The organism is Halobacillus shinanisalinarum, assembly GCF_022919835.1.
GTDB classification, from domain to species: Bacteria; Bacillota; Bacilli; order Bacillales; family Halobacillaceae; genus Halobacillus_A; species Halobacillus_A shinanisalinarum.
The window spans coordinates 317726-331521 of the sequence record NZ_CP095074.1 but is presented as its reverse complement, the minus strand read 5'-3'; the positions used below and the strand labels follow the sequence as shown (position 1 = coordinate 331521).

At 39.6% G+C, this 13796-nt stretch carries 12 protein-coding genes and 6 tRNA genes; 15 read left to right on the top strand and 3 right to left on the bottom strand.

All coding sequences use genetic code 11. The features are described from left to right. The first annotated feature begins 4 nt into the window (after positions 1-4). Complete coding sequence (locus tag MUO14_RS01825) at positions 5-898, top strand: deoxyribonuclease IV (RefSeq protein WP_244753370.1); 894 nt, start codon at positions 5-7, stop codon at positions 896-898. A 28-nt stretch (positions 899-926) separates the two neighbouring features. Here the strand turns inward: MUO14_RS01825 and MUO14_RS01820 are convergent, their stop codons facing one another. Next, a complete protein-coding gene (locus MUO14_RS01820) occupies positions 927-1211 on the bottom strand; it encodes a DUF2624 domain-containing protein (RefSeq protein WP_244753369.1) in 285 nt (94 codons plus the stop codon). Between the two features lie 135 nt (positions 1212-1346). Here MUO14_RS01820 and MUO14_RS01815 point away from each other — a divergent pair, with 135 nt between their 5' ends. Both MUO14_RS01815 and MUO14_RS01810 read left to right on the top strand, forming a co-directional pair. After that, a complete protein-coding gene (locus MUO14_RS01815; RefSeq protein WP_244753368.1) occupies positions 1347-2063 on the top strand; it encodes a lytic transglycosylase domain-containing protein in 717 nt (238 codons plus the stop codon). A gap of 151 nt (positions 2064-2214) precedes the next feature. Continuing rightward, complete coding sequence (locus tag MUO14_RS01810) at positions 2215-2628, top strand: DUF4190 domain-containing protein (RefSeq protein WP_244753367.1); 414 nt, start codon at positions 2215-2217, stop codon at positions 2626-2628. 45 nt (positions 2629-2673) lie between these two features. On the opposite strand, the gene ispG is transcribed toward MUO14_RS01810, so the two are convergent. Beyond that, entirely contained in the window at positions 2674-3789 is a 1116-nt protein-coding gene (gene ispG, locus MUO14_RS01805) for a flavodoxin-dependent (E)-4-hydroxy-3-methylbut-2-enyl-diphosphate synthase (protein WP_396265790.1), read from the bottom strand. A gap of 260 nt (positions 3790-4049) precedes the next feature. Here ispG and MUO14_RS01800 point away from each other — a divergent pair, with 260 nt between their 5' ends. Beyond that, a complete protein-coding gene (locus MUO14_RS01800; protein WP_244753366.1) occupies positions 4050-4685 on the top strand; it encodes an NfeD family protein in 636 nt (211 codons plus the stop codon). Between the two features lie 36 nt (positions 4686-4721). Here MUO14_RS01800 and MUO14_RS01795 read toward each other — a convergent pair whose 3' ends face one another. Then, the gene (locus MUO14_RS01795) at positions 4722-5222 is read right to left on the bottom strand and encodes a DUF1189 family protein (protein ID WP_244753365.1); all 501 of its coding nucleotides are present in this window, start codon (positions 5220-5222) and stop codon (positions 4722-4724) included. Between the two features lie 223 nt (positions 5223-5445). Here MUO14_RS01795 and MUO14_RS01790 point away from each other — a divergent pair, with 223 nt between their 5' ends. From MUO14_RS01790 to MUO14_RS01740, 11 genes are all read left to right on the top strand, one after another. Beyond that, the gene (locus MUO14_RS01790) at positions 5446-7083 is read left to right on the top strand and encodes a Na/Pi cotransporter family protein (protein WP_244753364.1); all 1638 of its coding nucleotides are present in this window, start codon (positions 5446-5448) and stop codon (positions 7081-7083) included. A gap of 206 nt (positions 7084-7289) precedes the next feature. Beyond that, positions 7290-7363, top strand: a tRNA-Met gene (locus MUO14_RS01785). A gap of 180 nt (positions 7364-7543) precedes the next feature. After that, positions 7544-7619: transfer RNA gene (locus MUO14_RS01780), tRNA-His, on the top strand. A 4-nt stretch (positions 7620-7623) separates the two neighbouring features. After that, positions 7624-7700, top strand: a tRNA-Ile gene (locus MUO14_RS01775). Between the two features lie 10 nt (positions 7701-7710). Continuing rightward, positions 7711-7803 (top strand) — tRNA-Ser (locus MUO14_RS01770). Positions 7804-7849: 46 nt separating this feature from the next. Next, positions 7850-7926, top strand: a tRNA-Met gene (locus tag MUO14_RS01765). 108 nt (positions 7927-8034) lie between these two features. Beyond that, positions 8035-8110: transfer RNA gene (locus MUO14_RS01760), tRNA-Phe, on the top strand. 291 nt (positions 8111-8401) lie between these two features. Then, positions 8402-9016, top strand: a complete 615-nt coding sequence (locus MUO14_RS01755) for a superoxide dismutase (RefSeq protein ID WP_244753363.1) — start codon at positions 8402-8404, stop codon at positions 9014-9016. Positions 9017-9119: 103 nt separating this feature from the next. Continuing rightward, positions 9120-10355 carry an MFS transporter gene (locus MUO14_RS01750; RefSeq protein ID WP_244753362.1) on the top strand — a complete coding sequence of 412 codons (1236 nt, stop codon included), beginning with the start codon at positions 9120-9122 and terminating at the stop codon, positions 10353-10355. Between the two features lie 94 nt (positions 10356-10449). Beyond that, positions 10450-12561 carry a peptidoglycan D,D-transpeptidase FtsI family protein gene (locus tag MUO14_RS01745; protein ID WP_244753361.1) on the top strand — a complete coding sequence of 704 codons (2112 nt, stop codon included), beginning with the start codon at positions 10450-10452 and terminating at the stop codon, positions 12559-12561. Between the two features lie 172 nt (positions 12562-12733). Beyond that, the gene (locus MUO14_RS01740; protein WP_244753360.1) at positions 12734-13729 is read left to right on the top strand and encodes a PstS family phosphate ABC transporter substrate-binding protein; all 996 of its coding nucleotides are present in this window, start codon (positions 12734-12736) and stop codon (positions 13727-13729) included. Positions 13730-13796: the final 67 nt, after the last annotated feature.

Genomic DNA, 13796 nt, shown 5'->3' with positions numbered 1-13796 from the left:
TGGTATGGTTAAGATTGGTTCACACGTTTCGATGAAAGGAAAGAAAATGCTTCTAGGTGCAAGTGAGGAAGCACAGTCATATGGCGCTTCTACATTTATGATATACACGGGTGCCCCGCAAAACACGAGAAGGCGTCCGATCGAGGAAATGAATATAGAAGCAGGTACAGAACATATGGAAGCGAATGGTATCCATGACATTGTTGTACATGCACCATATATTATAAATATTGGCAACACAACCAAGCCTGAAACGTTTCAGCTTGGCGTTGACTTTTTGAGAAACGAAATTGAACGGACAGAAGCCTTAGGGGCAAGACAGATTGTACTTCATCCTGGGTCACACGTAGGGCAGGGTGCTGACAAAGGAATCCCTAAAATAATTGAAGGACTAAATGAAGTTCTTCATAAGGATCAAAAGGTGCAAATAGCCCTTGAGACGATGGCAGGAAAAGGATCTGAGTGTGGCCGCAGTTTCGAGGAACTCGCTGAAATTATCGATGGTGTGACGTTAAATGAGAAACTTTCTGTTTGTATGGATACCTGTCACATTCACGATGCCGGCTATAATGTCGTAAAAGATTTTGACGGTGTGCTTGATGAATTTGAACGTATTGTCGGTGTTGATCGTATAAAAGTTGTGCACGTCAATGATAGTAAAAATGTTCAAGGTGCACGAAAAGACCGCCATGAGAACATTGGGTTTGGCCATATTGGCTTTGAGGCCCTCCACTATGTTGTTCATCATCCTAGCTTTAAAGCTATTCCAAAAATACTTGAAACACCGTATGTAGGTGAAGATAAGAAAAACAAACAGCCCCCTTACCGTTTTGAAATTGATATGCTTAAAGAAGGAAGCTATGATGAAACATTAAAAGAAAAGATTATGGAGCAATAAAAAGGAGAGTGCAGAGGCACTCTCCTTTTTATTGCAACCAATGCTCAACACCGTGTTCTTTAGCAAGTTTAATCAACAGTTGATTAACGGACCGGGCCGTATCGTTTGATGTAATTGCTGCTAGGTTTTTCAGCATTCGCTTTCTTCCTTTAGGATCAAATGGATTCTCATTACTTTTCTTAAGGGCAGAAACAATTTGTTTAGCTTCAGCTCTTGTTATTTTAATCCTATATTTTTGACTGTAATGAAGAAGATCGTCTACGGTTAATTGCCTTAGTTTTTGGGAAACGATCTGTTGAGCCACATGTTTCATATATAATTACTCCCCCGTTTCTTTACTCCATACAACTTATGAATGAAGAACGTAATTGTTCACAAGCCAGTGTATTTTTCTGGAATGCTTTAAATAAGGGAGAAAAGGGTATATATATTGGTGGACTATAGAGGAGTGAGTAAAATTAAGGGATTAGTAATATTTATACAAGTAGGAATATCGATTATATTGGTTGTGGGAACTTACTTGATCATGAATTATTATAAAGAACAGGAGACTTTAGCCCTTGTTGAAAAAAATAAACGCTTGACTGAGAAGAATGAGCAACTTCAGGCCAAGAGTGACTATTTACTAACAGAAACAGAAGGCAGCAAGAAAACAAAAGAGTTTAAAACATGGTCGAAGCATACCAAACTGGCCAATGTTTTCTATGAAGACAGTGATCAAGAGTTCAAAAAATCATGGGCGCTTTATTTAATCAAGCAGTCAGCGCAGTATGGAGTCGATCCTTACGTTGTTTATGAGCTGTTAAAGGTGGAAACAGGAGGAACGTTCGATCCCAAACTTGTTGGACCTGATACGGAATATGGGAAAGCTTATGGCATGGCACAATTTATGAAAAACACCGCCCCTTGGATTGCTGAGATGGCTGGACTTCCTTATAAGGATGAACTTCTGTTTGATCCATATTACTCCATGCAATTATCAGTCGTTTATTTAGATTATCTGCATAATAAATATGATAATTGGGATAAAGCTCTAACGGCTTATCATCGTGGTGTGGGCGGATTAAACGACTATATTGAGGAAAATGGACATGCTGAAAGTTGGTATGCAAAGGAGATTCAATCAAAGGCAGAAGCATACGAAACGATAGCTTTAGCAAACTAATGACAAAGGCTTTCACGTTTATTGACGTGAAGGCTTTTTTTAGAAAAAGTTAAAAGTACTTTTTTCTTTATTCCCATCAACTTCCTTCTATAAAAGTGAGTTCATATCACATACTAATTATGATTCTCCAATAGAAAGTGAGGGTGATCTCATGAATGAACCCAAGGAACCAGTAGAGAATCGTAATACAGAAGAAACTCCAGAACAGCGTGATGAGTTAGAACAAGTTCAAGAGCCAAAAGAAGCTTCTAATGAACCTGTTTATGGGGACAGCTACGAGGAAGAATTTGCTGAAGAGGCAATGCCGATGAACCAGACAATGAGGTCTGAGGAACAAGAAACGACGATGCAAGGTGAAGTAAACACTGCTATGGCATGGATAGGGTTATCTGCTGCTATATTATCCTTCTTCTTTGCGCCCCTGTTATTAGGGATTGTCGGGATCGTTTTCGGGATCATTGGCAAACGCCAAAATGCAAATACACTTGGAAATATGGCGATCATCATTAGTGCTGTATCCATTTTATTCTCCGTGTTTTTCGCAACGGCAGGCAATTTAGTTTAATAAAAAAGGTGGACCCTCGAGTGGTCCACCTTTTTTTCTTTAATTTTAAACTTTTTGCTTTTCTTTTTCCTTTTCTAAACGCTCTTTCTCATAATGTTCCTCAGCAAGCTTATCGACTTCTTTTTTAAGCTCTTCTACCATAATGTCTTCAGGAACTTTACGAATGATTTCCCCATGGCGGAACAGGAGACCCTCACCTCGTGCACCAGCAATACCAATATCAGCTTCACGGGCTTCCCCGGGACCGTTTACTGCACAGCCGAGAACAGCTACTTTAATTGGTGCTTTGATGGTTTGGATATATTCTTCTACTTCATTTGCAATGGCAATCAGATCAATTTCGATTCGCCCACATGTTGGGCAAGAGATAAGTGTTGCAGCATTTGAAGCCAAACCATAAGATTTAAGGAGTTCGCGGGCAACTTTCACTTCTTCAACCGGGTCTGCACTCAAGCTGATTCTTAATGTGCTGCCGATTCCTTTACTAAGAATGGCGCCAAGTCCTGCGGCACTCTTCACGGTTCCTGCAAACAGTGTGCCTGACTCAGTAATTCCTAAGTGCAATGGATAAGAAATCGCTTCTGCCGCCTTTTCGTATGCTTCAATAGCGAGTTTAACGTCAGAAGCTTTGAGGGATACGATGATATCATGAAAATCTAGATCCTCAAGAATTTTAATATGGTGCAGTGCACTTTCTACCATGCCGTCCGCTGTGGGATAGCCGTATTTTTCTAAAATGTGTCGTTCTAAAGAGCCTGCGTTAACTCCGATACGGATCGGCACTCCTTTGGCTTTTGCTGCTTTCACAACCTCTTCGACTTTTTCACGTTTACCGATATTACCTGGGTTGATGCGAATTTTATCAGCTCCGCCCTCAATTGCCTTAAGCGCTTTTTTGTAATCAAAGTGGATATCGACTACAAGGGGAATATTTATACGTTTTTTAATTTCTGGAATGGCATCTGCCGCACGATCATCAGGACATGCTACTCGCACAATCTGGCAACCTGCTTCTTCCAGTCGTTTTATTTCTGCAACAGTTGCTTCAACGTCATGTGTTTTTGTTGTTGTCATGGATTGAATCACAACTTGGTCTGCTCCACCAATTGTAAGATCTCCCACTTTTACAAGACGAGTATCTTTTCTGTGAGTAATTGCCATATAGAATCGCTCCTTTATATGTGAAACAAGGTTTTACTACATTACCATCCCTAATTATAAGGGGTATTCTTATAAATGAGAAGTCATGCCTCTTGAATAGTAACAATTTTAATGTAAAGGTTGTGTAAATGGTCTGTATCTTAAACAGCTTAAAAGATTATATCATATTTATAGTAAAATCATAACTGTTAAATGAAACGTTTTTTAACATGATTCGTACATATAGTATTGTTAAGGTTATAGGAAAGGGCGTGAGTGTAATGGATTTATTATCCTTTGACTGGATCGTTTTATTTATGACGTTATTTGGAACGATGTTTTTAATTGGAGAGTTATTAGTGAACATGCGTGGTTTATTAGGGATACTTGGCTTAGGCTTTATTACAGTTTACTTTTCTTCGTACTTATCTTTAAACATGTTTGTCATTATGATGATTATTTATTTAATTGGATTAGCCCTTATTATCATTGACGGAAAAGTTGTAAACGATGGGACACTTGCGACAATTGGTGCTGCAGCCATGATTGTTGCTGTAGGGTTTAGTGCCCCAAACTGGGTGGCTGGTTTATACAGTGTGATAGGTGTGCTTCTTGGAGGAGCGAGCTCTCTATTGTTCCTTAAAGTGTTTAAGCGCAGGGAGATGTGGACGAAAATTACGCTTGTAGATCAACTCACCTCTGAAATGGGATACAATTCAATGAAAGAATCATATGCCAGTTTAGTTGGACAGACAGGGAAAGCTTCAACAGATATGAGGCCTTCTGGGACGATCCAGATCAAAGAGGAAGAGTATAGTGCAGTTTCAAATGGAAAATGGATCTATAAACATGAACCAGTCATAGTACTGTCTGTCGATGGAACGAAAGTTTTAGTGAAAAAAATTGAGGAAAGTTAACGTTATAATAACCCCGTTGCTTTTATGGCAACGGGGTTATTTAGGCTGTTTAGGGAGATAGCTAAGAGCATATAGAACATAAAAGCATGAAATGAGAAAATACAGATAGATAAGAAGCGGGCTCGATATAATGAAGGATTCCATACATACAAGTACTACAGTAGGCGCTGTTACGGCAAATGCTGATATATTCCATAATTGCTTATAATCAGCTCGCATCCTTCGATAACGTGCGTATGGAACAGCCAACCCTGCAAGGGCAGAAACAAGCAGGAATAAGCTGACAGCAATGAAAAAGTAAATAAACGGAAGGAAAATAACGACAAATATTCCACTTGAAATGCCTTGGCTAATCGTGTTGCTAAGTGCATCCTGCGCTGTTAAATATGTATAGATAGAACTTATTAGCACAGGAATAAGGACGATTAAACTTAAATAAAACAAGTAGCCGATTGATTTTCCTACAGGCTGTATGCGAAAGGCAGCAAGCATTTTGAAATGGTAGAAGCTTTTTAATAATTGTTTCGTTTTGCTCATTTTTAGAAATCTCCTTTATTTACCGTCTCTATAGTAAGTGACAATAACCGCATAAGCAAGTGATAATTAAAAAATGAAATGCAGATTATATCGAATGTAAATTTAATGTTAAGTTTGCGGGATTTCCTTTACAAATGAAAATATGATCAGCAATAATGAGAAAGGCGTTAAAAAAAAGATAGAAAAATGTAAAACAATTGGATGAAGAAAGGGTGGAGAGAAATTGGATATCGATGTTCAAAAAATGATATTTGAATTCATTGGTGGTCTAGGGATATTCCTTTTTGGCTTGAAATATATGGCGGATGGACTGCAACGCACCGCAGGCGATCGCTTAAGAGAGCTGTTAGACAGATTTACAAGCAACCCTTTTATGGGTGTAATTGCTGGTATGGTCGCTACAGTTTTGGTCCAAAGTAGTAGTACGACAACCGTTTTAACGGTAGGGCTAGTTAATGCTGGATTTATGACCTATAGACAAGCAATTGGGGTTATTATGGGAGCTAACATCGGGACAACGATGACAGCTTTTATCATTGGTATTGATATTAAAGAATATGGTTTACCGATTCTTGCTATTGGTGCATTTTTAATTTTCTTCTTTAAAAACAATAAGGTAACGAACATCGGTCAAACACTATTTGGATTTGGTGCCTTGTTTTTCGGTTTAGAAACCATGAGTGGCGGAATGAAGCCACTGAGGTCTATGGAAGCTTTTCAAGAGTTAACAGTTAGTATGAGTGATAACCCAATCCTCGGTGTGGTAGTGGGAACACTATTCACCGTTATTGTACAAAGCTCAAGTGCCACTATTGGTATTTTACAGCAACTTATGGGAGAGGGCCTTGTAAGCCTTGAAGCAGGTATACCCGTATTGTTCGGTGATAACATTGGTACAACCATAACGGCTGTACTAGCCGCTATCGGTGCAAGTATAGGAGCTAAACGAGCAGCCTTTGCGCATGTAATATTTAACGTATTAGGGGCTATAGTGTTTTTAATATTATTAAAACCTTTCAGCATATATGTTTCTTGGCTGCAATCCCAACTCAATTTAGACCCTGAGATGACCATTGCTTTTGCCCATGGATCTTTTAATGTTGCAAACACTATTGTCCAATTTCCTTTTATTGCTGTATTAGCCTGGATAGTTGTAAAGCTAATCCCAGGAGAGGATTCGGTTATTGAATACAAGCCTCAGCATTTAGATCCGATTTTCATTGAACAATCACCAACCCTTGCCCTTGATCAAGCAAAGGAAGAAGTCATTCGTATGGGAGAATATGCTTATAAAGGTTTAGAAGAGACAAGTCTATATTTGAATAATAAGCAACAAAAGCATTCTGAAATGGCTATGCAAATTGAGGAAGCGTTAAATAATTTAGACCGAAAGATCACGGACTATTTAGTTGATCTTTCACAAGCTTCGTTAACAGATGAAGAAAGTCATAAGCACTCTGCATTGATGGATTCTGTAAGGGATATAGAACGTATAGGGGACCATTTTGAGAACATTATTGAGCTGATTGACTATAAAAATTCAAATAAAATTGATTTAACTGAACAAGCTCGAAAAGATCTAAATGAAATGTTTAACCTGACTCTAATGACCGTTAAGCAAGCTATGAATGCTCTTGAACTTATGGATAGGGAAGAGGCTCTCTCTGTCGTTCAAAAAGAAAATGAACTTGACCGAATGGAACGCAGTTATCGTAAGAAGCATATTATCCGTATGAATGAAGGGGTATGTTCAGGACAAGCTGGTATCGTATTTGTAGACATGTTGAGCAACCTTGAACGAATCGGTGACCATGCGGTAAACATTGCTGAAGAGGTACTTGGTGAGAAAGAAAGTCTATAAATAAAACAAAACGGGAGGGCGCGTGCATACACCGTCCTCCTGTTCATTTAATAAAATTATAAAAAAGTATTGAAAGCAGAACTAAGCCATGCTATATTATTTTTGTCGCTTCATTAGATCTTACATAAATTGTTGTTGACAGATTGTTTGTAGTCATGCTATATTAATATGCGTCGCTTCATTAGAGATGGTTAGCGACAACATATGGCGGTGTAGCTCAGCTGGCTAGAGCGTACGGTTCATACCCGTGAGGTCGGGGGTTCGATCCCCTCCGCCGCTACTATTTAGTGCTTATGGACTTTTCCAGATGCAACATGCATAAGACAAGCGGCTGTAATAATCACGATTTTGGATCATTCAGACGACTGACTTATGTCAAGTGCATCTAATCCATGAAGCCGGATAAAGAATGGTACTGTCCGAATCAACCATCTACATATGAAGATTCATTCCAATCATGGCGGTTGTGGCGAAGTGGTTAACGCACCGGATTGTGGTTCCGGCATTCGTGGGTTCGATTCCCATCAGCCGCCCCATGTTGGACCCTTAGCTCAGCTGGTTAGAGCTATCGGCTCATAACCGATCGGTCGCAGGTTCGAGTCCTGCAGGGTCCACCATTTTATTCGCGGAGGAGTACCCAAGTTCGGCTGAAGGGATCGGTCTTGAAAACCGACAGGGGCTTCACGGCCCGCGGGGGTTCGAATCCCTCCTCCTCCGCCATTATCTATTTCAACGGGAAGTTGAAATGGGAGATTTCTTATATTACCGCGGGGTAGAGCAGTCTGGTAGCTCGTCGGGCTCATAACCCGGAGGTCACAGGTTCAAATCCTGTCCCCGCAACCACTTATTTCATTACATATAATAACTGAGTGGAGAAGCCTTCATACATCCTCAGTAGTTCTTCGAAACAAAATCAGGAGCGGGAATCTAAGAATACTTATTTTATATGATGGCTCGGTAGCTCAGTCGGTAGAGCAACGGACTGAAAATCCGTGTGTCGGCGGTTCGATTCCGTCCCGAGCCACCATTTTTAACTTCGAACAAGCGTTAGAGCTTGTTTTTTTTATGGGCAAAAAATCCAATGTCACTTACAGAGATTAACCTTAAGATTAGTCTGTCTAAACCCACCTTACGTAGTTATGATGGGTTTAATATTTTATTTTTAGGTTTTGAGTAGAAAATCACGGGGAAAGCATAATATCGAAAGCAAATTTTGTTATGCATAAAATTTGCAAGTAAAAAAGCCGTTTGGTAATGTACAGTAGAGAGGTTCAATTGAGCTGATCATTGTACATATTATAAAAAGGAGGAGTTTAACATGGCTAAATTTGAATTACCAGAATTACCTTATGCTTACGATGCACTGGAACCAACAATCGACAAGGAGACAATGAACATCCACCATACGAAGCACCATAACACTTATGTGACTAAGCTAAATGCAGCGCTTGAAGGAAAGTCAGATCTTCAAGACAAATCATTAGATGAGCTTTTAGCAAATAACCTGTCTGCAGTATCAGAAGACATTCGTACTGCTGTTCGTCGCAACGGTGGTGGGCACGCAAACCATAGTCTTTTCTGGACGATTCTTTCACCAAATGGTGGAGGCGAACCAACGGGTGAAGTTGCTACAAAAATCAATGACACATTCGGTGGATTTGATCAGTTTAAAGAGAAGTTTGAAGCAACAGCAAAAGGTCGCTTCGGTTCAGGTTGGGCATGGCTTGTTGTAAACAATGGCAGCCTTGAGGTTATTGATACTCTTAACCAAGATTCTCCAATCATGGAAGGTAAAACTCCAATCCTTGGTCTTGATGTTTGGGAGCATGCATACTACCTGAATTACCAAAACCGTCGTCCAGACTATGTTGCGGCATTCTGGAACGTAGTAAATTGGGATGAAGTAGCGAAGCGTTACGAAGCTGCTAAATAAAATTATACAAAAGAGCGGCACGGTAATTTCCGTGCCGCTCTTTTTGTATATCTAAATGTGTTCTGCCAACACTAAGAGCAGAATGTAAAGGAGATATACAACTATGATGAGAATGCTTAGAGTGTGGCTCAACCAAGAGAATATATCGAGAGATTTACTCCTCTTATTGCTGATCGGCGGTTTGTATTCTCTAGGTATATTTTTATCAAGTACGTTTGTGAACATCTATTTGTGGAAACAATCCAACAGCTATACGGAAATTGCTTTATATAACTTGTGCATATACATTATGCAGCCGTTGACGTTTATTTTGGCCGGGAAGTGGACGAAGCGGATAGACCGTGTCATTGTTTTGAGGGCGGGAGTGACCGTTCTCTCTTTATTTTTTCTAATGGTATTAATAATCGGTGAGCGAGCAGCTTCCTTTAATTTGTTACTTGGATCGCTTCTTGGCGTTGGCTATGGTTTTTATTGGCTCGCCTTCAATGTGTTAACATTTGAAATTACGGAGCCTGAAACAAGGGATTTCTTTAATGGGTTTTTAGGGATACTACAATCCTTTGGTGGAATGACAGGTCCACTTTTTGCCGGCTTTGTTATATCGAGATTGAATAACTTTGCTGGATACACAGTTATTTTTTCAATTTCGTTTGCTTTGTTCATTATCGCTGTGGCCGTAAGTTTTGGGTTATCAAGACGGAAGGCAAAGGGAAACTTTTCATTTCGGCGAATTATGGATGAAAGAAAAAGCAATAAAAATTGGAATCGTATTTTGCAAGCTCATGTTTCCCAGGGTTTTAGAGAAGGGACATTTCTGTTTGCTGTGTCGATTTGGATTTTTCTTTTGACAAAAAGTGAATTCTCACTCGGTGTGTATAACTTGGTATATTCAGGCTTCTCCTTCTTTTTCTTCTTTTTAGTAAGCAAGTGGGTAAGGCCTAGATATAGAAAAAAAGCAATCTTCTGGGCGGGGTTGGCACTGACCCTATCTGTGGTGTTGTTAATAATATCGGATAGTATCGGACTGCTATTCCTGTATGCTGCTATTGCAGGACTATTTTTCCCGCTCTTCTATGTCCCTTATGTCTCCTTAACGTATGATGTGATTGGGAAGTCATGGAATGCAGGAGAAATGCGCATTGAATACATTGTTGTCAGAGAGATTTTTCTTGATGGCGGTCGTGTTCTTTCCATCTTGTTTTTCTTGGTAGCGATTATGTTTATCCCTCCTGAAACCGGGATCCCTTACATTTTATTAATTGTAGGGGCAGGGCACTTTGTGGTGTATTTTCTAATTAAAGATATTGATTTGAAAAAAATGAAAATCGTACAAGAATGAAACTTTTTCTTCGTAGCTCCGTCTATTCTGATGCAGCCATAAGTGATATACTAGAATGTGGTAACTATGTAAGGCAGGGGAGAGAAAGAAATCTATGGGGAAGAAAAAGAAAAAGTCACATGTGCCTTTCCGTTTAAATATCATCTTTTTTGTTGTATTCCTGCTATTTGCGGCACTTATTTTGCAGTTGGGAGTTGTTCAAATTTTAACTGGAGAAGCTGCACAGGATAAGGTAAATCGTACAGAAAATACAACGACAACAATACCTGTTCCTAGAGGTGAAATGTATGATCGGTATGGTCGACTAGTCGTGAATAATGAACCACTTTATTCGATTACATATACACCGCCTAAGGGAGTACAGTCGAAGGATAAACTGGAACTCGCAAAACAATTAGCAAAATATATTGATATGGAATTTAAAGATGTACTTTCTACACGTGATTTGAAAGAATACTTTTTCCTTGAAAATGAAGAAGAAATTCGGGAGCGTGTAACAGAAAAAGAAGCTGAAGGGCTGGATAATGGAGAAGTGTATCAGCTTCAATTAGACAGTATAAAGGAAGAAGAGGTTACTTCGTATGATGATCTAACGAAGGAAATCATAGCGATTAAGAAAGAATTAGATAAGGCCTATGCTTTAGCACCGCATGTTATTAAGAATGAGGATATTTCACAGAAAGAATATTCGACCGTTGCTGAGCACTTATCTGAGCTTCCAGGCATTAACGTTACTTCTGATTGGGAAAGAGAATATCCGTTTGGCAACACATTTAAAAACTACATGGGGGATATTACCAGTCGAGAGCAAGGTGTGCCGCGTGAGGAGCTTGAGTATTATATGTCACTTGACTATAGTCGTAATGACCGTGTTGGTACAAGCGGCCTCGAACAGCAATATGAAGAAGTGTTGCGCGGAACGAAAGAGAAAGTGCAGTACACAACAGACAGCAGTAACAATATTATTGATTCCAAGGTAGTCAGACAGGGTTCCAGAGGGAAAGATCTTGTGTTGACAATAGACATGGAACTTCAACGTAAAGTCGATAAGATTGTTAAAGAAGAGCTGGTTTCAGCTGTTCAGCAAGCACCTTATGAGAATCGTTTTTTAGAAAATGCGATTGTTGTCATGTCTGACCCTATGACAGGTGAAGTGCTGGCAGTCTCTGGCCAGCACTATAATCATGACCGTGAGTCCGGGGAAGAGCTGGTTTCAGATTGGTCTCATGCGGCCGTTTATAATGCCTATGCTCCTGGTTCTACAGTGAAAGGAGCAACCGTATTAACCGGATTTAATGAAGGGATAATTACACCTTCAACCGTTGTTAACGACCGGACTATTAAAATCAAGGGTACACCAGAGAAAAGTTCTTACGCTACCCTTGGACCAGTTAATTATTTATCTGCTTTAAAAGAATCTTCCAACGTATATATGTTTTTCATTGCTATTTGGATGGGGGGAGCTCATTACGAAAGAAATGAGCCATTGGATTTGGCGAACGATACATTTCAACGCTTCTTGTATAACTTTCAGCAATTTGGTCTAGGTGTGGAAACAGGGATTGACTTGCCATTTGAAGCAACTGGGTTCAAAGGTGATAATCCTGCTTCAGGTAACATTCTTGACTTTGCGATTGGTCAGTATAGTACGTACACAGCTATGCAGCTTAACCAATACGTCTCAACGATTGCAAATGGCGGGCAAAGAATAAAGCCCAGGCTGGTAAGTGAAATACACAACCCAAGCCGTGTAGGTGAAGGTTTAGGAGAAATCTATAAAGAATATGATCCGACAGTGTTAAATACACTTGAAATGAGCGAAGAAAATATTGAACGAGTCCAAAGAGGATTTAGAGAAGTTTTCACAGGGGGCTCACCAGCTGGTACAGCATATAGCCACTTTAGGAATGTAGACTATATGCCAGCAGGTAAATCAGGAACAGCAGAAACTGCCAAATATATACCGATTAACGGAGGAGAAGATACGAAAGTGATCGATACGGAAAACTTATCCCTTATCGGTTATGCACCATACAATAATCCAGAAGTTGCCTTTTCTGTAATGGTCCCATATGTAGGTAATAAGGCTGATACTCCGATCAACTATGAAATTGGCCGAAGAATTATGGATGCTTACTTTGAGTTAAAAGAGCAACGTGCAGAGGAAGGAGTCGACAAAGACCTTCTATCTAATGAAGAGGATTAAGAGGGAGAGTGATGCCATTTGTGCATTGCTCTTTTTTTTATACAAAAATTCCTTAGTATTTTACAAAACCTTTACGTTCGTTTTATTTCCCCTTAATTTTCTATCGCTAGTATACAAATTGAGAGTTGGCCGAGCTAACTCCATATCATTTCAGATTATAGGGGGAGAAGAAATGAAAAGTTTTAAGAATGCAGCATTGTTATTAGCTTTTATCCTAGTAGTTGGAGTGCTCTCTGCATGTGGATCGGAAAAAAGTGCAAATGGTGAAAGTAATGAAGGTGGTTCTGACAATGAATCAACTGAAAGTTTATCAGGTCCGATTACCATAGATGGTTCTTCAACCGTCTTTCCGATTATGGAAGCATTGACTTATCAATATCAAAAAAAACACCCAGAGACAGAGCCGACGGTTAATAGCTCAGGATCTGGTGGAGGATTCAAGAAATCTACTCGCGGTGAAATTGACTTAAGTAATGCGTCTCGTGAGATTAAACCAGAAGAACAGGCGATCGCTAAAGAGAATGGTGTTACACTCGAACCGCTTGAAATAGCGAAAGATGGTCTTTCGGTAGTAGTTAGCCAACAAAATGATTTTGTGAAAAGCCTGACGATTGAGCAATTAAAACAGATTTTCTCAAAGTCTTCGGATGCTACGAAGTGGTCAGATATTAATCCTGAATGGCCTGATGAAACAATTAAAATTTTCAGCCCAGGTCATGACTCTGGTACATTTGATTACTTTAATGAAGTCATTCTTGAAGAGCAACCACTAAAAGAAGGGGAGAACACAACCCTTTCTGAAGATGACAACGTGCTTGTCCGAGGAATTTCTAATGATCCTTATGCAATTGGATTTTTCGGTTATGCTTATTATGCGGAAAACAAAGATAAGCTTAAAGTGCTAGGAGTTGACAATGGTGAAGGTGAACCTGTAAAGCCTACAGATGAAACAATCCAGAGTGGTACCTATACACCATTATCTCGTCCACTTTACACGTACGTGAATGTTGAATCTTTAAAACAGAAACCACAGGTTCTTGATTTTGTGAAATTCACACTTGAAAATGCGGGTAAAGCCGCACAACAAGCAGGATATGTTGCTCTTCCAGAAGAGAAATATCAGGAGCAGTTAGAAAATGTGAAGCAATGGGCTTCTGAAGAAAAATAGAGAAGAAAACCTAACATGGCGAGGTGAGGCGGCTTCGTCTCACCTTCCCTTATGGATGAGAGGAGTT

Coding starts and splice junctions, on each gene's coding strand:
- MUO14_RS01825 (WP_244753370.1), top strand. CDS start 5: ATGGTTAAGATTGGTTCACACGTTTCGATGAAAGGAAAGAAAATGCTT.
- MUO14_RS01820 (WP_244753369.1), bottom strand. CDS start 1,211: ATGAAACATGTGGCTCAACAGATCGTTTCCCAAAAACTAAGGCAATTA.
- MUO14_RS01810 (WP_244753367.1), top strand. CDS start 2,215: ATGAATGAACCCAAGGAACCAGTAGAGAATCGTAATACAGAAGAAACT.
- ispG (WP_396265790.1), bottom strand. CDS start 3,789: ATGGCAATTACTCACAGAAAAGATACTCGTCTTGTAAAAGTGGGAGAT.
- MUO14_RS01800 (WP_244753366.1), top strand. CDS start 4,050: ATGGATTTATTATCCTTTGACTGGATCGTTTTATTTATGACGTTATTT.
- MUO14_RS01795 (WP_244753365.1), bottom strand. CDS start 5,222: ATGAGCAAAACGAAACAATTATTAAAAAGCTTCTACCATTTCAAAATG.
- MUO14_RS01755 (WP_244753363.1), top strand. CDS start 8,402: ATGGCTAAATTTGAATTACCAGAATTACCTTATGCTTACGATGCACTG.
- MUO14_RS01750 (WP_244753362.1), top strand. CDS start 9,120: ATGATGAGAATGCTTAGAGTGTGGCTCAACCAAGAGAATATATCGAGA.
- MUO14_RS01745 (WP_244753361.1), top strand. CDS start 10,450: ATGGGGAAGAAAAAGAAAAAGTCACATGTGCCTTTCCGTTTAAATATC.
- MUO14_RS01740 (WP_244753360.1), top strand. CDS start 12,734: ATGAAAAGTTTTAAGAATGCAGCATTGTTATTAGCTTTTATCCTAGTA.